The organism is Qipengyuania flava, assembly GCF_019448255.1.
GTDB lineage: Bacteria > Pseudomonadota > Alphaproteobacteria > Sphingomonadales > Sphingomonadaceae > Qipengyuania > Qipengyuania flava_A.
Map to the genome: position 1 here is coordinate 1,295,523 of NZ_CP080410.1, position 20,035 is coordinate 1,315,557.

At 61.4% G+C, this 20,035-nt stretch carries 20 protein-coding genes; 12 read left to right on the forward strand and 8 right to left on the reverse strand.

Annotation, left to right across the window (positions count from 1 at the left end; all coding sequences use genetic code 11):
- Positions 1 to 124: 124 nt before the first annotated feature.
- Together KUV82_RS06380 and traA are read right to left on the reverse strand one after the other, a co-directional pair.
- Positions 125 to 889, reverse strand: coding sequence for a DUF6118 family protein (locus KUV82_RS06380; RefSeq protein WP_219956032.1), 765 nt, complete (start codon positions 887 to 889; stop codon positions 125 to 127).
- A gap of 11 nt (positions 890 to 900) precedes the next feature.
- On the reverse strand, positions 901 to 3,786 hold the full coding sequence (gene traA / locus KUV82_RS06385) for a Ti-type conjugative transfer relaxase TraA (protein ID WP_219956033.1): 2,886 nt from the start codon (positions 3,784 to 3,786) through the stop codon (positions 901 to 903).
- 173 nt (positions 3,787 to 3,959) lie between these two features.
- On the opposite strand from traA, the gene KUV82_RS06390 reads away from it, so the two are divergent.
- A complete protein-coding gene (locus KUV82_RS06390) occupies positions 3,960 to 4,265 on the forward strand; it encodes a conjugal transfer protein TraD (RefSeq protein ID WP_219956034.1) in 306 nt (101 codons plus the stop codon).
- A gap of 22 nt (positions 4,266 to 4,287) precedes the next feature.
- Entirely contained in the window at positions 4,288 to 4,515 is a 228-nt protein-coding gene (locus tag KUV82_RS06395) for a conjugal transfer protein TraD (RefSeq protein WP_219956035.1), read from the forward strand.
- 195 nt (positions 4,516 to 4,710) lie between these two features.
- Here KUV82_RS06395 and KUV82_RS06400 read toward each other — a convergent pair whose 3' ends face one another.
- Positions 4,711 to 5,100 carry a MerR family transcriptional regulator gene (locus KUV82_RS06400; protein WP_007163748.1) on the reverse strand — a complete coding sequence of 130 codons (390 nt, stop codon included), beginning with the start codon at positions 5,098 to 5,100 and terminating at the stop codon, positions 4,711 to 4,713.
- A 168-nt stretch (positions 5,101 to 5,268) separates the two neighbouring features.
- Between KUV82_RS06400 and KUV82_RS06405 the strand changes: the two genes are divergently transcribed.
- From KUV82_RS06405 to KUV82_RS06430, 7 genes are all read left to right on the forward strand, one after another.
- Complete coding sequence (locus KUV82_RS06405; RefSeq protein ID WP_241761238.1) at positions 5,269 to 5,523, forward strand: hypothetical protein; 255 nt, start codon at positions 5,269 to 5,271, stop codon at positions 5,521 to 5,523.
- Positions 5,516 to 5,728: a GDCCVxC domain-containing (seleno)protein gene (locus KUV82_RS14260; RefSeq protein WP_081432306.1), complete on the forward strand. Its 213-nt coding sequence runs from the start codon at positions 5,516 to 5,518 to the stop codon at positions 5,726 to 5,728. Before KUV82_RS06405 ends, KUV82_RS14260 begins: the two co-directional genes overlap by 8 nt.
- Entirely contained in the window at positions 5,721 to 7,052 is a 1,332-nt protein-coding gene (locus KUV82_RS06410; RefSeq protein WP_007163746.1) for a dihydrolipoyl dehydrogenase family protein, read from the forward strand. The genes KUV82_RS14260 and KUV82_RS06410 overlap by 8 nt, the downstream gene beginning before the upstream one ends.
- Positions 7,049 to 7,441: a hypothetical protein gene (locus KUV82_RS06415; protein ID WP_007163745.1), complete on the forward strand. Its 393-nt coding sequence runs from the start codon at positions 7,049 to 7,051 to the stop codon at positions 7,439 to 7,441. The genes KUV82_RS06410 and KUV82_RS06415 overlap by 4 nt, the downstream gene beginning before the upstream one ends.
- Before the next feature lie 534 nt (positions 7,442 to 7,975).
- On the forward strand, positions 7,976 to 8,182 hold the full coding sequence (locus KUV82_RS06420; protein ID WP_219956036.1) for a helix-turn-helix transcriptional regulator: 207 nt from the start codon (positions 7,976 to 7,978) through the stop codon (positions 8,180 to 8,182).
- Positions 8,179 to 8,373, forward strand: coding sequence for a helix-turn-helix domain-containing protein (locus KUV82_RS06425; protein ID WP_219956037.1), 195 nt, complete (start codon positions 8,179 to 8,181; stop codon positions 8,371 to 8,373). The genes KUV82_RS06420 and KUV82_RS06425 overlap by 4 nt, the downstream gene beginning before the upstream one ends.
- A gap of 389 nt (positions 8,374 to 8,762) precedes the next feature.
- Positions 8,763 to 10,007 (forward strand): tyrosine-type recombinase/integrase, encoded by a 1,245-nt coding sequence (locus KUV82_RS06430; protein ID WP_219956038.1) that lies wholly within the window; start codon positions 8,763 to 8,765, stop codon positions 10,005 to 10,007.
- 307 nt (positions 10,008 to 10,314) lie between these two features.
- Here the strand turns inward: KUV82_RS06430 and KUV82_RS06435 are convergent, their stop codons facing one another.
- The 5 genes from KUV82_RS06435 to KUV82_RS06455 are packed head-to-tail and all read right to left on the reverse strand — an operon-like array spanning position 10,315 to position 14,307.
- Positions 10,315 to 11,826 carry a DUF4403 family protein gene (locus KUV82_RS06435; protein ID WP_219956039.1) on the reverse strand — a complete coding sequence of 504 codons (1,512 nt, stop codon included), beginning with the start codon at positions 11,824 to 11,826 and terminating at the stop codon, positions 10,315 to 10,317.
- A complete protein-coding gene (locus tag KUV82_RS06440) occupies positions 11,823 to 13,007 on the reverse strand; it encodes a patatin-like phospholipase family protein (RefSeq protein WP_219956040.1) in 1,185 nt (394 codons plus the stop codon). The genes KUV82_RS06435 and KUV82_RS06440 overlap by 4 nt, the downstream gene beginning before the upstream one ends.
- A 16-nt stretch (positions 13,008 to 13,023) precedes the next feature.
- Complete coding sequence (locus KUV82_RS06445) at positions 13,024 to 13,494, reverse strand: HdeA/HdeB family chaperone (protein ID WP_258319885.1); 471 nt, start codon at positions 13,492 to 13,494, stop codon at positions 13,024 to 13,026.
- The gene (locus KUV82_RS06450) at positions 13,442 to 13,819 is read right to left on the reverse strand and encodes a hypothetical protein (RefSeq protein WP_219956042.1); all 378 of its coding nucleotides are present in this window, start codon (positions 13,817 to 13,819) and stop codon (positions 13,442 to 13,444) included. The genes KUV82_RS06445 and KUV82_RS06450 overlap by 53 nt, the downstream gene beginning before the upstream one ends.
- A gap of 56 nt (positions 13,820 to 13,875) precedes the next feature.
- Positions 13,876 to 14,307: a potassium channel family protein gene (locus KUV82_RS06455; protein ID WP_219956043.1), complete on the reverse strand. Its 432-nt coding sequence runs from the start codon at positions 14,305 to 14,307 to the stop codon at positions 13,876 to 13,878.
- A gap of 115 nt (positions 14,308 to 14,422) precedes the next feature.
- Between KUV82_RS06455 and KUV82_RS06460 the strand changes: the two genes are divergently transcribed.
- From KUV82_RS06460 to KUV82_RS06470, 3 genes are read left to right on the forward strand one after another with little or no spacing between them, the layout of a single operon-like run.
- The gene (locus KUV82_RS06460) at positions 14,423 to 15,493 is read left to right on the forward strand and encodes an efflux RND transporter periplasmic adaptor subunit (RefSeq protein ID WP_219956044.1); all 1,071 of its coding nucleotides are present in this window, start codon (positions 14,423 to 14,425) and stop codon (positions 15,491 to 15,493) included.
- A gap of 10 nt (positions 15,494 to 15,503) precedes the next feature.
- Positions 15,504 to 18,608, forward strand: coding sequence for an efflux RND transporter permease subunit (locus KUV82_RS06465; RefSeq protein ID WP_219956045.1), 3,105 nt, complete (start codon positions 15,504 to 15,506; stop codon positions 18,606 to 18,608).
- Positions 18,605 to 20,032: an efflux transporter outer membrane subunit gene (locus KUV82_RS06470; RefSeq protein WP_219956046.1), complete on the forward strand. Its 1,428-nt coding sequence runs from the start codon at positions 18,605 to 18,607 to the stop codon at positions 20,030 to 20,032. Before KUV82_RS06465 ends, KUV82_RS06470 begins: the two co-directional genes overlap by 4 nt.
- Positions 20,033 to 20,035 lie beyond the last annotated feature (3 nt).

Genomic DNA, 20,035 nt, shown 5'->3' on the forward strand with positions numbered 1-20,035 from the left:
GGCCAGCTGGATTTGGTGCCATCCCCGAGAAGCGGTGGCAATTTTGCTGCTTGGCCAGTTATGTCCGCAATTGGGTCGTCAGCTGAACGTCCGTTCCGGATTGGCGAGGGATAAAGCGGTCGCGCTATGGAGCCAACTTGATAGTACAATTGACAGGTTGCTCAGTCTTCAACGCTCGCTCATGACAGCGTGCCAAGGCTTCTCGGTTTGCGCTCAGGATGAGCTGCGCTGTAGCCAGTTCCTCCCAAGCTTTTGGATTCTGTGACCGGATCAAACGAATGCCCGCTTCTACGATAGTCGGCTCGCCAACAGCCTTGCGGGCCATCCATTCTGGCCAATGCCAAGATTCGGGCACGGTACGGGCAATGGTGCCGGGCAGGATCGACCAGAACAGAATACCGGTAGCCAGCCCTAAGCCTGCAAAACGCCAGGTCTGGCGCTTCTGCTCGTCCTCGGCGCGGACACGCCCGACAATCGCAGCGAGCTGACCGGTTGCATTGTCCAAATCCTTCCGGCCCTGCCGGAGCAGATCGCAGGCATCGCGCTGCATCTCGTGCGAGGCGCGCTTGATCTGAACTGCAATGTCTTCGGGCGTCAGTTCGAAAGCAGGCTTGCGGCCGATGTCTGCCAGCCTGTCGGACAACTTCTCTAACTGACCGGCCATCTGGCCGAGCGTTGCCGTGTAGTCCGGGATAACGATGTCGGTTCGCTCCCTGGCCATGTTCTGGACCGTATGGCGTACCATCGCCATTTCCCCTTCGAGGCGAGCGAAGGCCTCCGTCGCCGGATCGGTTTCTTCCACCGCGTCAAGTTCCAGATTCGGCTGCGACGCGGGCGGTTCCTCGACTTCGAGGTCCAGTTGAACTTCTTCGATGTGGTCGTCGTCCATTGTTCTTTCTCCTAAATGCCCATGTCGAAAGCGCGGGTGCGTTCGCGGGTGAGGGTTGCGGTAAGTTCGTTTGCGATATTGCGTTCGGGCTTCGGATCGATGCAGAGTTCGCGCGTCTTGCCTCGCAGAAGGCCTTCGACCTGCGGATCGCGTTCAAGCCCCTTCGCCAGTTCGGTCAGTTTCGCCGACACGCAGGCTGCGCCTGCGCGGTCACCTTGCTGCTCAAGCTGCTTGCGTGTCGTGCTCAGTGCCTGCCAGTCGCTGACAAAGCGCTCGGATCGCAGCGCCGGATCGGTGCGCACGGCGGCTTCGTTCTGCATGGCGCGCATGGTTTCCTGGGTCCGCCCGCCAGCGGCGTCTGCGATCAGCTCAGGTTGCCGATCCAGCGCCTTGGCGAGATCGCTGGCGGCATGGGGCCGAATAGCGTCGAGCGCCTTTCCTGCCTTCTCCAGCGCGTCATTCTGGTGCGGCAGGACGGGCAAGCCCTGGGCCTGCATCGTGCCGATATCGCCAAACGCGCGGGCGTAGCGTTCGACCGCGCGGCGCTGGTCGTTTTGGGTGTTCGACTGCACCGGCAGTGGCTCAAGCTTGCGGGCATGCGGACGGAAGTTTCCGAAAATGGATCTGGCCTTCTCCGGCACCTGCCGAACCATCTCCACGATCCGCTGTCCGAAGGTGAAGCCGCGCAGTTCAGCGAAGGCCTGCTCGGGCTTGTAGTCGCCAGCCATATCCTTCCCGCGCTCACGGCTCAGCGTCCGAACCAGCTTGGAGTGATCGGCAAAGTCTTCGCGCCCAAAGTGCAGCGCAAGCCCGTCGCGATGGCGCGACATAGCGACATAGGCGGAATGGCTATCCATGCCCGGTGTCGCGAGCACATGGGTGTGGTCAACCGTCATGCCCTGCGCCTTGTGGATCGTGGCCGCATAGCCATGATCGATATGGGCGTAATTCTTGGTGTCGAAGGCAACCTCGCGGCCATCGTCGGTGCGCACGGAGAGGCTCAGGGCGCTGGCTTTCGCGACCGTGCCGAGTGTCCCGTTCTTGACCCCAAGCCCGCGTTCGTTGCGCAGGAAGATAATCCGGTCGCCCGATGCAAACTGGCGTTCGCCGCGTGCCGATCTGATCTTGGCATCGGCTCCCAGTGCGCCAGCCTCGCGCATCTTCTCGCGCGACATCTGGTTAAGCTCGCGGACCTCGTCATTGGTGTGCGTAAGTATGATCCGGCTATCGCCGGGGCTGTCCTGGCGTTCCTGATTCCAGCGCTCGATCAACTCTGTCCGCGCGACCTCGCGCGTGTTGGCGGCATGGACCATGCCGCGCTCTTCATAGGTGCGGATTGCCTCCCCAGTGCGTCCGGTGGCGAAGAGCCGGGTCGCGTCCTGCTGCCATGCGGAAAGCTGGCGACGGACTTCGCTGATCTCGACGCCGCCGTGGCGTTCGTGGATCGCCCGGAATGCCGCGCCTGCCTCGATAGCCTGAAGCTGCTGCTGGTCGCCGACCAGGACCACTTTCGCCCCGGCTTTGGCGGCATGAGAAAGCACGCGCTCCATCTGGCGCGTGCCGACCATGCCCGCTTCGTCGATCACGAGCACATCCTTGGCAGTCAGCAGCTCGCGTCCTTTGCCCCACTGATGCTCTAGGCTGGCGATGGTGCGCGATGCGATGCCTGAGCCGTTCTCCAGACCTTCGGCAGAAATGCCGGAAAGCGCCGCGCCGCGCACAGTGCAGCCCGCACTTTCCCATGCCTCGCGCGCCACGCCCAGCATCGCGCTTTTGCCGGTCCCGGCATAGCCAACGACCAACGCAAGACCGTCCTTCTTGGTGACATGTTCGAAGGCTGATTTCTGCTCGCCGGAAAGAACCAGGCCGCGCTTCGCCGCGCTGGCGAATGCGGCATTTCGCTGAACGTCATTGACCGCGTGACCGGTGCGCTGCGCCGTCATGTCAGCGGCGTGGTGCAGGCGCTGTTCGGTCTCGATCATCGCGCGCGACGTGAACCGATCTTGCCCGCGACCATCCTTGCCCAGCGCAATCAGGTCGGGCGATGCGCGGACCGCGTTGTAAGCAGCGTCGAACTGCTCCTTGCCGTCGCTGTGCCGGTGAACAAATCCGGCAAGGTCGCGCTTGGTGAAGGTGGCTTGCTGGTGCGTGATAGCATCCAGTGCGAGCGCGGGATTGGCGATGATCCGCTCGCCATTGCGCTGCGCGATCGCGCGGTGTTCCTCGATCCGCTCGGCTTCCAGTCCGCGCCCGCCAATGCGCGATGCTGCGGGACCGATCTTGTCCTGCGGTTCGAGAGCAATGCCCTGCGCTTCCAGGCTCCGGTGATCGATCCGCGCATCAATGTCGCGTTCGGCCAGCGCGCGGTTGACATGATTGGCCCAACGCTCGCGCCACTGCTCGATCAGTGCGGTCTTGTTCCAGTCGCGGACCTTCGCGCCAAAGCCATTCTTCGTGACCTCCCGCATTGTCAGCATGACATGCGCGTGCGGCTTGGCCTCGCCGTCCTCGCCAATATCCCAGTGGACATTGAGATCGGCGATCATGCCTTTCTCGACGAACTCGGCTTTCACGAACTTGCGCGCCAGTTTGATGTTGTCCTTCTTCGACAACTCGCGGGGCAGGGCGAACTCGACCTCGCGGGCAAGCTGGGCATCCTTGCGCTTTTCAGCGGCCTCGACCGCGTTCCACAAAGTGGCCCGGTCAGGGAATGCTTCGGGTGCGCCCTTGGGCAGCATCATTTCGGAATGAAGGACGCCTGCCTTGTTGGTGAAATCATGGGTTCTGTCGATGCGTTCGTCGTGCAACCGCTCGCCCGCACGATAGGCCGCAGCCGCCACGGCACTGCGTCCGCTCGACCGTCCGATGACCTTTGCGCTGAAGTGAAAGATTGCCATGTCGGCAATCCAGTTACACCGCAAACGCAACGTCGGCACGACGTATAAGCGCGCCCTCTCATCATAAAATCCTGATCGGGACTAGGCCGTATCACACTGTCCCGGCGACCTTACTGCATTGGGAAAGCTCAGAGATTATCATGGCTCCTTCACACCAACGATGGAGACCTCCCATGCGCAAACCCCGCGATTTTGATTCGGAACTCAAGGCCCTCGCCGACAGGGCAAAGCAATTGAAGGAACGCCGCGTGCGCGACCTTGGCGCGCTGGTCACGGCAACCGGTGCCGACGCGCTCGATGCTGAAGTCCTTGCGGGCGCACTGCTCGATGCTGCCACCAATACCGACAAGGCAATCGGGGAGGGCTGGCGCAGGCGCGGCGCGGCCTTCTTTCAGGGCAAACAGCGCAACAATTCGAGCGGACCTCGCGAAGAGCCGGAAGGCACTCTCCCGCTCGATGGCGGCGCGGCATCGGCTTGAAGCGGCAAAGGCACGAACCGACATGCGCGAATGGCAGGTCAAACGTCGCGAACGGACCAAACAACTGATCGAGCTGGGCGGCCTGGTCGCAAAGGCCGATTTGGTCGAGCTGACAGACGATGATCGCGCCGCGCTTTACGGAGCATTCCTCACTGTCGCAGCCAAGCTGCGCGGGCCTGATGGCGCGCAGGCGTTGGTGTTGTTTAGACGCAAAGGCAAGCGGGCGTTTGAGGCGGAGCAGTTAGACTGAGCGACAAAAGAAAGCGGCTCCGGTCTCTGCAAATTGGAGTCGATTGCTCAGGTCTGTTTTGCGCCCCAATTCTGGTCGTAGGCCGCACATTGCAAGGTGCCCGAAAGCGGACCGATTGCTTTTCTGATCCGGCAGGCTGCGCCAATTTTGAGTGCTGGGTGGAAACCCGTTGGTCTGTAGCTTGAATTCGCTGGGCTAGCCTTCGCCCGCGAGGCTTTCCAATACCGGGCACCGATCATTGCTCGTGGTGCCACATTGCTCGATCAGTTTAGCGAGAGCGTTCTCCATACGCTCAAGGTCGGCCCGCTTCGCACGGATGTTTGCGAGGTGCTGTTCGGCGATCGATTGCACCTCATCGCAACGCACTTCCTGACCTGGCGTTAAGTCAAGCAATGCCCGCACCTCTTCGAGGGAAAATCCGAGTTCGCGCGCGCGCCGAATGAAGCGGAGGCGCTCCGTGTCGTGAGGACCATAGTCGCGGTAGGCGCCCCTTCTCGGCGGAGCATCGATAACGCCTATCCGTTCGTAATACCGGATTGTCTCGATGTTACACCCGGTCCGCTTCGCCACTTCGCCAATTTTCAAAGCCAACCTCTTGAGTCTGTAGTTGCTACAGACTGTAAATAGGTATGCGAATCGAGGTTTGCAAAAGGACGATCGATGCGCGGCATCAGCACATGGTGGAACGGATTGGCGACGGGCGGGGGTATCTTTGCAGCCTTCGGGGCAGCTGCATGCTGTGCACTGCCCTTGATGCTCGCGTCGGTGGGTGTGGGCTCGGCGTGGCTTGGCAGCATCTCGCCGGTCCTGGCCCCCTATCGCGTCCCGTTGCTGACCCTGGCGTCGGCTCTTCTTCTCGCTGCGACCCTCCGTTTGCTCTGGCAGTTTCGGCAGGCACGAACATGCCCGGCGGACAGTGCATGCGGATCATCGACTTATCGAGCGCTGACCGCCATAGGAATTGCCATCGGTGCGGCGCTGCTGACAGGTGCCTTCCTCTATGGCTGATCCGATCCTGATCTCGCGCTTGCGCTGTCCCGAATGCGGTCATGAGGAGGACATGGAAATGCCGACCAACGCTTGCCTGTTCTTCCATAACTGCGCGGGTTGCGGCGTTCGCCTTCAGCCGCTCCAAGGCGATTGCTGCGTGTTCTGCTCGTACGGCACCGTTCCCTGCCCCCCAATACAGGAAGGGGATTGCTGCCATGGCTGAGGCTTTCGATTTCGTCGCCATCGGATCGGGAACTGCTGCGCAGGTCGCGGTCCACCAGATGGCCAACGCCGGGAAGCGCTGCGCGGTTATCGATTATCGGCCTTACGGTGGCACATGTGCGCTTCGAGGGTGCGACCCGAAAAAGATGATGGTGAGCGGAGAGGAAGCGCTCGCGGCATACAGGCGAATGAAGGGGAAGGGCATCAAGGGCTCGGTTTCAATTGATTGGGCCGACCTCCAGGCATTCAAGCGCAGCTTTACCGACCCCGTCCCTGAAAAGCAGGAAGCTCGCTACGAGCGTAAGGGCGTCGCGACTTTTCACGGCGCGGCACGCTTTGCCGGCCCCGACAGGATCGTGATAGGCGACCGGGAACTGAGTTTCTCGCACGCTCTTATCGCAACGGGAGCAGAGCCTCGGCCGCTTGGGATCGAAGGTGAGGAATTGCTGATTCACAGCGATGCATTCCTAGAACACAAAACCCTTCCAGATCGGATCGTATTCGTCGGCGGCGGATACATTGCCGCAGAATTTGCCCACCTCGCCGCGCGCGCCGGTGCAAAGGTCACAATCTTCCAACGAGGCCGCATTCTGAAAGCCTTCGACCCTGACACGGTCGATTGGCTCATGCCAAGTTTCGATGATCTCGGCATCGAAATTGTGGACGCTGAAGTGGACCGCGTAACGAAGAAAGGCAACGTGCTGACCGTCCATGCTGGCGACCGCAGGATCGAAGGGAGCCTGGTGGTGCACGCTGCCGGAAGAATCCCTGCGATCGGCTCGCTCGATCTGGAGGCGGGAGACGTCGCCTGTGACGCGGGTCGCTTGGCACTTACCGCCCAGCTACGGAGCCAAAGTAACCCCAAGGTCTTCGCGGCAGGTGACGCTGCTGCAAATGGCCCGCCACTGACTCCAGTCTCCAGTAACGATGCCAAGGTCGTGGTAGAAAACATACTCGATGATACCGGTCGAACTCCGAACTATCGAGGGGTGCCAAGTGCACTTTTCACGGAGCCGCCGGCGGCCAGGGTCGGAATGCTGGAAAGCGAGGCGCGTGAGGCAGGGCTGGATTTCACGGTGCATGCTGGCTCGCACCCTGGTTGGTTCTCGGCGAGGCGGCTGAACGAAGAGATCTACGGCCACAAGCTGCTGGTCGAGAACGGAACGGGACGCATCCTTGGAGCCCACTTGGTCGGCCCTGACGCCGACGAGCTCGTCAATATCTTCGGCTTGGCCATGCGCCATGGGCTAAACGCGGACGACATCAAATCTACCATGTTCGCTTATCCGACGGCGGCCTCCGATGCAGGGTATATGTTGGGATGAGCAACGCGGAAGCCACCAACAAGCGTGACTTGGCCGCCAACCGTCTGCACCGCATCCTAATCTGGGGCGTGCCGTTTGCGGCGCTAATCGGCCTAAACTTTACCGCAGAACTTCTGCAACCGAACGAGAGGGTGGAAATCGCGGCGGTGCTGTTCCTATGGATGGGGGCGGCGTGCTCGTTAAACGCTTTGCGTTGCCGTCGGCTTCACTGCATGATCGCAGGGCCAGCATTTTTGATTGGTGCTGCGCTTCTTGCCATGGTGGCATTCGGCTTGGCTGATTTCGGGAAACACGGTCCAAGCGTCATCATCTGGGTCACGTTTGGGGTAGTTGCTGGCAGCTTTATCGCCGAACGCATAGCAGGGAAGTATTGGCGAAGACCGGCGTAAGCTCAGGTTTCTGTTCACAGCGAAATAGAAACGAGACCCTCTCCACCAAGAACCTTTTCAAAGCGAACACGAGCGGGTGGTCTCGATCAAGCAGACTGCCGTCTGCTTCTGCTGCGCAGTCGCCTGGGAGCGGACTGTCAGCAACCGGCCCAGTTTCAGTCATTCCGGGCGTCTACATTCGGTAAGATCCATCTCTCGCGTTTCATGAAAATTCGAAATCCCAAGGATCGTCATAGCGGCGCAATCTGAGCGCGCTTCGCGCAAATCCAGGTACCGCTGGCGCGGAAACCTGTCGTTGCCGTTGCAAGACCGCGCGTCTCGGTCGCGAAATCGGCACGTTAGAAAGAATTCTGCAGAACCGAGAGTTTTCGAGCAATTTGTCCGCAAAGGTCTCTGACGGTCCGTAGATGCTTCAAAGCCGTAAAATCTCTGAAGATTTACCTGAAATCCGGCTCAGACGAAGCCTTGTGTTCCGCTTCAAAGTTCTCATTATGTTCCATAGAGGGGCTGGCAATGTCAAAGTGAGAACGCCCAATGTCCAATACCGAACGCATCATCCGACTTAAGACCGTACTCGACCGCACGGGCCTTTCGCGCTCAACCATTTATCGCAAGATCGCTGAAGGCACATTCCCTTCGCAAGTGAAGATCAGCGTGCATGGAGCGGGCTGGCACGAGTCAGCCATCAATCGCTGGATCGCCGATCCCGTTCACTACCGCGAAGAGGATTTGGCGGAATGAGCGGCCAACAACCTGTCGAGCCGATCTGCGTCAGGGTCAATGACGCTGCCCGCATGATCGGTGTCGGGCGCACAAAGCTCTACGAGCTGATCTCCAGTGGCGAACTCGAAACCGTGAAGATCGGCAAGGCAACGCGCATCACGACAGCCAGTTTGCATAGGCTGGTGGAGCGCCATCGGGCGTTGAATTGACCAAGTCGCTAACTCGCAATTGGACAGTGTCAGAACGTGCCATTATGTTGCGATCAGGCGCTCTGCGGACTGCCAACTTATTCAGCTTTTTGCCCAAAACGCTGAACCGAACCACCGTTAAATGAACGAAAATGTGGGGGAGAGTGTGGGGGAGGGCTTACGCTTCTCTCAAGAATAGAATTGATTTCAAAGTGTTATTTTTCCGGTTCGATTCAAGCCCTGCCACCACCGCCCTCTGCCAACCTGTGCAAGCAAGTGCCAAAAACCCCGCAGAAATCTGCTATTCTGTCCAGAACAGGCCGGCGATTGGTGCCAGCCTGTGCCACTGATTGCCACGATCGACGGGGGCAACTTCGGGGGCTACGGTATTCAGGACGGGGGCAACGGTCATGCGATCGGACGCCAAAGCGCGGAAGGCTCGCCCAGGCGAGAAAGATTACAAGCTGACCGACGAGAAGGGGCGCTTCCTGCTTGTCCATTCGAACGGCTCTAAGCTGTGGCAGCACAAGTACCGTTTCGCAGGTAAGGAGAGTAAGGCGAGCTACGGGGCCTATCCCGAAGTGTCGATTAAGGAGGCACGCAACAAGCGGGACGAAACCCGCGCCCTCCTGCGGGACGGAAAGAACCCGCGCGTCGAGAAGCTACGCCAGGTGGCTTCTGCCGGTGTGGCATCGGAGCATACGTTCGAATCGCTCGCCCGCGAGTGGCATGATCTCCAAAGCGAGCGCTGGACCGACCGGCATTCCGGCAACGTCCTTCGCAGCCTCGAGCGTGATGTGTTCCCCATGCTCGGCGCGGTGCCGCCGGCCGATATCACCGCTCCGCTAGTGCTGGTCTGCTTGCGACAGGTTGAGGGGCGTCACGCGATCGAAACGGCGCGCCGCATCCGGCAGCGTATTTCGATGGTATTCGTATACGGGATATCGCTGGGGCTACTCTCGGAAGATCCCGCAGCGACGGTCAAGCCGGCGATGAAGCCGATGCGGAGCAAGGGCAGGCAACCGGCGGTCACTGAGATCGTCGAGCTGCGCGAACTGATCGAGAAGGTCGAAAGCAGCCCGGCCTATCCGGTGACCATCCTAGCGTCTCGCTTCCTCGCGCTCACCGCGCAGCGCCCTGGCACGGTGCGACACGCCCGATGGGAGGACATGCTCAATATCTCTTTGGACGACGACGCTCCTGCCCCTAGCGCCATCTGGCATATTCCCGCCGATGAGATGAAGCTGACACGCGATCGCAAAGAGGACGTGGCGAACGACCACATCGTTCCTCTCGTTCCCGAAGCGGTGGCCGTCTTGCGGGCTGTGCGCGGGCTGTCGGGCAGGGCGGCGCTCGTTTGCCCCGGGCAGCGGCACACACACCGCCCACTATCCGAGAACGCCATCGACTATCTCTACAACCGCGTTGGTTGGCACGGGCGCCATGTGCCACATGGGTGGCGCGCTTTATTTTCCACGATCATGAACGAGCGCAGGCGCGAAGATCGCGCGGTGATAGACATGATGCTGGCACACGTCCCGAAGGATAAGGTTGAGGCAGCCTACAACCGCGCCGAACATATGACCCGACGGCGCGAGATAGCGATGGAATGGGCGGGCTGCTGCTCAAGGACGCGCGGCCAGTTGAAGCCCTAGTTATACTGGCTCGCCGAAGTTGACGGCGCTATCTGCATTGCGGTTCTTTGCAGCTCTAGGAACAGTTTTACGCCCGAATCCGGCATCTGAGCTGAACCCAGAGGCGCGTCAATTCTGAGTTTGGAATCTCGCTGTCTGTTGCTCGCGCGAGTTCGACAAGAATCATTGGTCAGTAATGACGCAATCCGACCCCTCCATGTTACGAAAGCGCGCACAGCTTCACGCATGTCAATCTCCCTAGAAGCGTTAATATGTGTTGTCCTAACGCTAATAAGAAAAAGAGGAAAAGCCGCTTCGGCGCGCAACGCTAAGGCAGGACGATTGCCGCCTCACCCTCCGCTTCGGCGAGCATCAAGAGCCCTGACCCAGTTGACGTTATCTTGCCATGTCGGACCTGGTCGATGGTGAAGGACAAGGTGACGGCACCTACCCGAATTGCCCTGAGCGCCTGCCGTGCCTTCGACAGGACACGGTCGTAATCCTCCTGGAAATCCTCGACCAGCGCTGTCTCGATTTCCGCTTTCACTTCCGGGCTGGAGACGACGCGAACCAGCAGGTCGCCGACATCGGTGTCCATGTCGCCAAAGATTTCGACGTCGCGGACGCTGATGATCTCGCTTCCGGCTTCGCTTATCGGGAGGGCCGTCAACCAGACGGTCCCGCGAGACCGGCCCCAAATCCGCCCGGTCACATTGCCGATCGGCTCCACTGTCGTCTCGACACCGACTGCCAGGCGCCCACCGTCGGTGGCGTAAAGCTCCACGCTCTCGAAATCGATCTCGAGCCGACCGAGGTCGTCGTTTGCTATTCCCTTCGCTGCGAGCCTTTTGAGAGCGCGAAGGATTACCGGTTCGACTTCGTCGTAGTCGGCAAGGATGGGGACCTGCAGAGAATAGCCCTCGGACCGTGCGACACCCTCATTGGGCGGCAAGGCAGAGATTGCGGGCCGTTCAGGACGCTCGCCAACCCTCAGCCCGGCATTGGCGCGAAGCATGACGTCAATCGCAAGGCTGTCGCCGCGAATACGGACGGCGCCGACCCCGGCGCCTTCGGGATCGAGGGTAAGCCACACGGGCGGATTCTCGCGGTTGACCGATTCAACGGTGTGAACCTGCCGCCACAGCTTCTCGATGTCCGGGCGAACACGGACGGCGGCGATTTGAGCCGCAAGTTGCCTCTCGATCTTCGGCAGGATTTTCGCCAGCTCCGCGTCGGCTTGCCTGGTGAACCGGATGCGCTGGCCGACGAAATCGACGCCGGGCTCCTCGAACCATTCGTAGGACAGGTCGATATCGGGTTGCAGTTCCCACCGCCGACCGAGGCCGAGCCGGGCGCGCATGGTCACCATGGCCGTAGCCGTAGCGGTTTCGCGTTTGATGATGTCGCCGATGTTGCGAATTTCGATGGTTGCATTGATCGGCATGCGGGCATGCAGGGTCGAACCCTCGCTTTGGGCGAAAGAGATTGATCCGCGCCTGATATTTCCCACAAGGTCGCAGCCGAAACGCGGCGTCTTGAACAGATTTTTCTTGAACAGCCTGACGGTTTCGCGCGGGACGCAATCGTCGACCCGTTCGTTGATCGTGACAAGGGTCCGGGGCACGTCCTTTTCCAGACCGAGGCGTAGCTCGCGCATCGGAACCGAAACGGACGTCACGACGACCGACTCCTGTTGCGCGTACTGCGGCGCGGCAGCGGAACGCGCGGGAACCGGGTAGTCCTCGATGCGGACTTGGTGGACGACGAGATAGTAGATCGCGGCCGCTATCGCTGCCGCAAGGACAAGGGCTGCGATGAGGAGCTTTCGCGAAAGTCTCATTCGCCCTTTTCTAACGAAGGCGGAGCGGAACGCCAAAAATCGCCCGTGCTGCCGATTTCGCGGCCAAGCTCGGCCAGTTCGTTCATATATGCAGGGTCGAATTCGGACGAGCGGTTCGCATTGAACTCTTCAGGTATGGCAATGGTTTTGAACGCGATACCGTCGCGCCTGCTCTGCCAGTAGATGTTCTCGATATTGGACGTCAGCTGCGACTGCAGCAGCCCGTCGAGCGAACGCATCATGATCGGCAGCGTCTTGACGGGCGCAGGCGTGTACCGGCTCGCCACATTGGAGTTTCGGATGACGAATATCTCGCGCTCGATGTCGAACCCTATGGCCTTGTCGAGCGCTTCGATGTCGACGCCTGCAGGGTAGGCGAATATCTGGCTCGTTACCGCGCCATCGACATGAAGCTCGCTGAATGCCTTGCCCTTGGCATTCCACGATAGCGGGACGGGCGGGAAGAAACCCGGGATCGAAGCACTGGCGACGATGACGTCGCGGATAAGCTGGACGCCTGCCTCGCCCCGGTTGTCGGCGATTGCCCCGATGTCCCACACCACCGGGCGCAACGCGCCCAGATGCGTCGTAATGACCGACAGGGTTCGCCCCTTGCGGTGTTCCGCCGCGATCGCAGCGACCATTTCGGTCGTCAGATAGCGCGCCACGAGCGCGCGCAAGGGTGCGGTATCGCCGATTGCCGAGCCGAACAGCAGCCCTGCCGGACCTTTGTTGTCGACGATGTCCTGCAGCGTGATGGACGTGTAGGCGTCGACCATCTGCTCGTCATACGCCGGGCCGAGAAAGGCGAACGGCGCAATCATCGCCCCGGTGCTGACGCCGGTCACATAGTTGAAGCTCGGGCGCGTTCCAGACTGCGTCCAGCCTGCGAGCAATCCTGCTCCGAAAGCTCCGTTCGCGCTCCCGCCGGAAAGTACCAGGGCACTTTCCCTCGGTATCTCTCCGCGTTCGATCGCAGGCAAATGTAGTTCGCGCAGGAGCGGGGCGCGTGCCGCCAATGCCGCTTCGAGATTGGGCGGTGGTTCGTCGCCCCAGTAGCGTTCCGGCACAACCTGGGCGAAATCGACCCGAGCAAACTCGGAGGACGTGAGCGGGCTGTGCGAAACCGTTTGCGCGCATCCCCCTAGCGAGAATGCTGCAACACCGGCGGCGACCACCATGCGCATGGGCTTTGTGCTATCCTTGCTTGAACGCTTCGAGAGCCATGGAGTCCGGATTCTCGACGCAGAATTCGATCGCGCTCACAATCCGCGCTTCGACTTCCTCGCTGTTTTGGGCGCTCTGCCCGGCTTGCCCTGCGGCGTAGCCATAAAGCATCGTGGAAGCGAAGGCGCGATCTTCGTCTTCGCTCGTTGAGAGGTCCCAGCAAGTGATTTGCGCGAGGTCGAATTCGACAGGCTCTGCAGGTGCTTCTGCGGTCTCGGCGGTTTCTTCGGTCGCTGCCTCGGCTTCGACGTTTGCTTCGCCGGTGTCGGCTTCTTCTGCCGCTTGCTGGTTGCAGCCGATCAATGCGACCGACAGGCCGACGGCGAAGGTGGATTTTGCAATGAAGTTCATCGTTTTGTTTCCCTGAATCCTGGAGCGTTGGCTCGGCTCAATATCCTGACATGCAACGGTCGAGTTCGCGCTGGTAGCGCCTGCGCGCATCGCGCTCACGGTCGCGCTCGATGCTGCGGCGGATGATACCGCCGATCACCGCGCCCCTTGCCGCCCGGCGGGCTGCACGGTCCCTTTCGCGCTTGTTCGCGCCGAACACGCCGCTGATGACCCGGCCCCTGATGCCGCCGCGAATGGCGTCACCGACTACGTTTCCTTGACGATAGCGTCGCGGAGAATTGCCGTAATAATCGGCAATGTCGGCAGCACGCTGGCGGCAATATTCGTAGTCGCCGCGCTGGGCCGCTGCAGGCTGCTCGGCCGCGACAATCGTCAGCGCCCCGACCAGAGGAACCAGGAGTAATGATGGTTTCACGGGTTTCTCCCTCCCTTTTGCAGCTTAATCAATTGGCTGCATGGGACAGGGGTAGATCACTCCTCGTCGGCGTTCACGTCGTGTAGTCTTCTGACAAACTCGATCAGATAGGCGGTGACGAGGCTGAAGAGGATCAGCCCATTTGCCGCGATCACGCCGGATAGCAGACGCCATTTGGGGCCGATCACGATGTCCCCGAAACCGAGCGTCGTGAACGCGACCGCAGAAAAATAGAGCGCTTCTTCCAGCGTCCCGAACAGGCCCAGGCCCACGAAGGCACCTGCCCACACCCATACGGACACAGAAAGCGCACCCAGCAGCCAGAGGGCGACAAGAGCCAAGGCAAAGGCAATGCGCACCATACCCGCATTGCCGGCGAGCCGCGCCCCGTTATTCCTGAGTACTGCGCTGGCTGTGGCCATGAAACCGACGGTGATGAAAATCGATACGCACACCAGTGCGGACCCCAGGAGCAGCTGCGTGATCATTTGTCGTAAGCCTCTAGGACATGGTATCAATCTGGTTCGGGGTATTGTCGCAGGTCTATCGTCTGAAGCGATTCAAATTCAAGCTGAGGGCGGGATCGAAGGGATCGATCGGGGGATGAAATTGATGGTTTCTCGGGTTGGCTGGCGCGCTTTCGCGCTGGCAGCAGCTGTATTTGTCGCCGGTTGCGGCGGCTCGGATATCGAGGAGCCGGAACTTGTCCGTCCGGCCAAGCTATTCACGGTAAAGGCGGCTAGCGACCAGCTCGACGCGAGTTTTCCGGCAATCGTGGAAGCGCGCAATTCCTCCACGCTGACCTTCCAGGTCGGCGGGCTGCTCACGCATTTCCCGGTCTCGGAATCGCAGTTCGTGCGCCAGGGCCAGGTGCTTGCGCGGCTGGACCAGCGCCGGTTCGCCAATGCCGTCGCGTCGGCCAAGGCCCAGTACGACGTTGCCCAGCGCGACTACGAAAGCGCCGCAGCGCTGCTCGAAGAAAACGCCATCGCCGAAATCCAGGTGCGCCAGCGAGCAGCGCAGCGCGATGTCGCGGCCGCCAATCTCGATAGCGCGCGCAAGGACCTCGCCGACACTGTTATCCGTGCACCTTTCAGCGGTGTCGTCGCTCAAAAGCTGGCCGTCCGGTACGAGAACGTCGCGGCGCAGCAGGATATCGTGACGCTGCAGTCGACCGGCTCGGCAGAGGCTGTGGTCAATGTGCCCTCGCGCCTCGTGGCACGGTTTGCCGGTCGCAGGGCGACCAACGAATACATCACGTTGTCCTCAGCTCCGGACATCCAGATTCCGGGCCGCTTCCTTGCCGCCCGAACGCAGGCCGACACCGAAAGCCAGACCTTTCGCGTGAAGTTTGCGTTCAACCCACCACCGAGTGTCACGGTGCTGCCCGGGATGACCGCCACGGTCTATGTCAGCCGCGACCTGGTCGAGGACGAGCTGCCCGGTGACGGGATTGCTGTGCCGCTGGGAGCGGTGCAGTCCGACGGCAAGCAGCGCTTTGTGTGGATCGTGGATCGGGAAGACATGACGGTATCGCGCCGTGCCGTGACTATTGCCGATAGCATCGGCGAGGAAGTGCTGGTTTCGAAGGGCCTGAAGGCCGGAGAAACCATTGTCGCCGCCGGGGCAGCATACCTGCACGACGGCATGAAAATCCGTCCCTACGAGAGCTGAGGCCAGACCGATGGGGGCAGCCGAATTCTCGATCAAGAACCGTCTCATTATGTTCATCATCATCACGCTGGTGATGGTGGGCGGATGGTACAGCTACCAGAACATCGCGCGCTTCGAGGACCCCGAGTTCACGATCCGCACGGCGCAGGTGATCACGCAATATCCCGGCGCAACGCCCGAGGAAGTCGCCAACGAGGTCACCGAGACGCTCGAAAGCGCGATCCAGCAGCTGGGCGAGGTCAAGGAGGTCAAATCGGTTTCCTCGGCTGGCCGCTCCGAGATCAGCGTCGAAATCCTTTACGGCGCTTCGCCGACCAAGGAGAGCCTGCAGCTCATCTGGACCAAGCTGCGCAACAAGGTGAACGATGCAGCCGCGCAGCTGCCGCCGGGAGCCGGGACGCCATACGTCGCTGACGACTTCGGCGACGTGTATGGCCTGCTCTACCTCGTCACCGGGGATGGCTACACCTCGGCAGAAATCCACGAATACGTCCGCTCGCTGCGCACGGACCTGCTTGAGGTCGATGACGTCGCGAAGGTCGCCGTATTCGGGGCACAGCAGGAAGCGATCTACGTGGAGGTCTCGCGCGAGCGTGCCAATGCTCTGGGCCTGTCGGTCGAACAGATTTACGCCGATCTGGCGCAGCAGAACTCGGTGGTGTCGGCGGGCGATGTGCAGTTCGGCGAACGGCGCAACCAGATCCAGATCACCGGCGAAATCGGTTCCGTCGAAGCCATTCGCAACCTGATCGTCTCGACCGCCACTTCGGGCCGGATCGTGACCCTGCGCGATGTGGCCGATGTCACGCGCGGCTACATCGATCCTCCCGGCAACATCGTTCGCTGGAACGGGAAGCCCGCCGTGGCGATGGGCGTCTCAAACGTTTCAGGCGCGAACGTCTCGAAAATGGGCGAGGGGATCGACGCCAAGCTGACCGAAACCGAGGCGCTGCGCCCGGTCGGCATCGAGGTCCATGAGTTCTATCATCAGGGCAAGGTAACGACCGAGGCCGTCTCCAATTTCGCGGTCAACGTGATCGCCGCACTGGTGATTGTCCTCGTCACGCTGTTCTTCTTCATGGGCCTGCGCTCTGCCATCATCATCGGAGCGACACTGATCGTGACAATCGCTGCGACACTGGCGGTGATGTATGTCTGGGGCATCCCCATGCACCGCATTTCGCTCGGCGCGTTGATCATCGCTCTCGGCATGCTCGTCGACAACGCCATCGTGGTGACCGAAGGCATTCTCGTTGGGACGCAGCAAGGCCGCAAGAAGCTCGATATCGCCAAAGAGATTGTCCAGCGGACCAAATGGCCGCTGTTCGGAGGTACGCTTGTCGGCATCATCGCCTTTGCCCCGATCGGCTTCGCTCCGGGGGCGACCGCGGAGTTTACCGGCGACCTGTTCTGGGTGGTGATGATTTCGCTGCTGTTCAGCTGGGTTTTCGCGATCACCGCCGTGCCGCTGTTTGCAGACCTTCTGTTCCAGGAAAGCGACGGAGATGCCGAGCCCAAGCCCGAGCATCCGTTCTTCGGCAAGTATCGCGACTTCATGCGAAAGGTCATGGCGAATGCGAACAAGGCCATCATCGGCGTGGTTGCGCTGTTCGCTTTGGCGATCGTGGGCTTCAATTTCGTCAAGGCAGGGTTCTTCCCGCCGTCCACCAGTCCACAAATCGTGGTCGATTTCACGATGCCGGAAGGCACCGACATCTCGGTCACGAATGCGAATATGCGCGAACTCGAGGGCTATCTCGCAGGCTTGGAGGGTGTCGAAGGGGTCAAGACGCTCGTGGGGCAGGGAACGCTGCGCTACATGCTCGTCTATTCTCCGGAATCGCCGAACTCGGCCTACGGCCAGTTCCTTATCAAGACCGAGAGCTACGACGTGATCGCGGACCTGCTGCCGCAGATCCAGAACCACATCGACGGCAACTTCCCCAACGCGCAGGCCAAGGTCTGGCAGTTCCAGCTTGGCCCGGGCGGTGGCTCGAAGGTCGAAGCCGAATTCTCCGGTCCCGACCCAACCGTCCTGCGCGAGCTGGCGGACCGGGCCAAGGGCATCATGGCCGCCGATGGGGGCGCTATCTCGATCAAGGACGACTGGCGCCAGCCGGTAAGCGTGGTCGAGGTCCAGTACGACGAAGACAGCGGGCGCCGCCTTGGCATCTCGCGCGAGGACCTCGCCAATGCACTGCGGACCAATTTCTCGGGCCGGGACGTCGGTGTCTATCGTGAAGGCGATCAGCTGATCCGCATCATCGTCCGCGCACCTGCCCGCGAGCGTCTCGACGAAGCCTCGCTCCGCGGTGTGCAGATATTCAGCCAGGCGTCGGGCCGTGCGGTGCCGATCCTGGAAGTCGTCGATGGCTTCGAGACCGTCTGGCAAAACGCGAAGCTGCGCCGCCTCGACCGGGTCTGGACCATCAACGCCCAGGCCGACCCCTTGCCGGGCGAGCTGGCATCGGACCTGTTCGAACGCCTGCGCCCGCAGATCGAGGACATCCCGCTGCCCGACGGCTACGCGCTGACATGGAACGGCGAGTTCGGCGACAGTGCCGAAGCGAACGAGAGCCTTGCTGGCACCTTGCCGCTCGGCTTCCTCGCGATGGTCCTGACGGTGATCGTCCTGTTCAATGCGTTGAAGCAGCCGCTCGTCATCTGGCTGATCGTCCCGCTCGCCCTCATCGGTGTGGTGTTCGGTCTGCTCCTGACCAACACGGCCATGGAATTCATGGCGATCCTCGGCCTGCTTTCGCTGTCAGGCCTGTTGATCAAGAACGCGATCGTCCTCGTCGACCAGATGGATTTGGAGATAGCCGAGGGCAAACCGCGCTTCGACGCCGTACTCGATTCCGCAGCTAGCCGTGTCAGGCCCGTGATGATGGGTTCGCTGACCACCGTGCTGGGCGTCATTCCGCTGTTCCTCGACGCGTTTTTCAAGTCGATGGCGGTCGTGCTCGTCTTCGGTCTGACCTTTGCCACGGTGCTGACGCTGATCATCCTGCCGGTGTTCTACGCCAAGGCCTTCGGCATCACCTCCGATGAGACGGCAAAGGACACACCGCCCACCAACGATCCGGTCGAACCCATCGAAGGAGCGGTCGCATGAGCAAGCCTCCCTTCAAGCTCGTCTCCGCTGTCGCGATGGCGACCCTTCTCGCCGGATGCAGCACCGTGCGGGCCGTGAACGACGAGCGCGCAGAAGCTCTCGCTGCCGAAAGCGTTCCGCCGGTGCCCGATCAGTGGACTTCGGTTCGCGAGCGGGTCGGACCGGTCGATGTCGGTTGGATCGCCGCGTTCAACGATCCCGTCCTGACCGCGCTCGTCGAGGAAGCGCAGCGCAACAACCGAAACCTGCAGGCCGCTGCGGCAAGCGTGCGACGCGCCAATGCCTTTGCGCGCCAGGCCGGGGCGCCGCTTCTCCCGTCGGTCGGTTTGTCGGCCGATGCCGCACGTACCGAAGTCTTCGAAGGCCCGGGCAGCGGCAACCGCTTCGGCGTCGGGCTGCAGGTCTCTTACGAGGTCGACCTGTGGGGCCGCATCGCGGCTGGCGAGGCCGCAGCTATCGCCAGCGCGCAGGCTGCCGAAGCAGACTATATCTTCGCCCAGTACTCGATCGCAGCTTCGGTTGCGCGGACGTATTTCCTCGTCATCGAGTCCCGCGAACAGGCCGATGTCGCTGCCGGGATCGTCGATGCGCTGACGGAAATCGTAAGGATCGTGAACCTTCGTTTCCGCTACGGGTTTGCCTCCGAATACGACACTTCACTCGCAGAAGCTGACCTGCAATCCGCCCGCGACAGCCTTGCGGCAGCGCGCAACGGCGAAATCGAGGCGCTGCGTGCCCTAGAGGCGCTAGTGGGCCGCTATCCTGCAGGTCTTCTCGAGACAGCAGAGAACCTGCCCGGTGTCCCGCCACCTCCGGGGGCGGGACTGCCCTCGCAGCTGCTTGAAAGGCGCCCTGATGTCATCGCTGCCGAGCGCGATGTCGCCGCCGCTCTCAACTCCCTGTCGGTAGCACGCGCAGCAAGACTGCCGAGCCTGTCGCTCTCGACCTCGGTCGGTGGGTCGTCGGCGCAGCTTGAGAATATCCTCGATCCGGTCAACCTCGCCTGGACGCTGGCCGGCAATCTGCTCGCCCCGATCTTCCAGGGCGGCGCCCTGGATGCGCAGGTCGATATCGCGCAGGCGGATGTCGATGCGGCTGCGGCAATCTATGCCGACACGGCGATCAATGCCTTCACCGAGGTCGAGTCCGCGCTGGATCGCGGCGTCTTCCTGCGGACCCGGCGCGAGGCTCTGGAAACCTCGGTCGCCCGCTCGCGCAACGCGCTGCGCCTCTCCAACCTCCAGTTCGGCCAAGGCGAGATCGACCTGTTCGATGTGCTCGGGACGCAGCAGCGGGTTTTCGGCGCTGAGAGCAGCCTGCTCGCAATCAAGCGCGCGCAACTGAACCAGTATGTCGAGCTGAGCCTCGCGCTGGGCGGCGACTGGCGAAACGCGACCCCGATCGCCGTCGAGCCGGAGCAGTAGCGT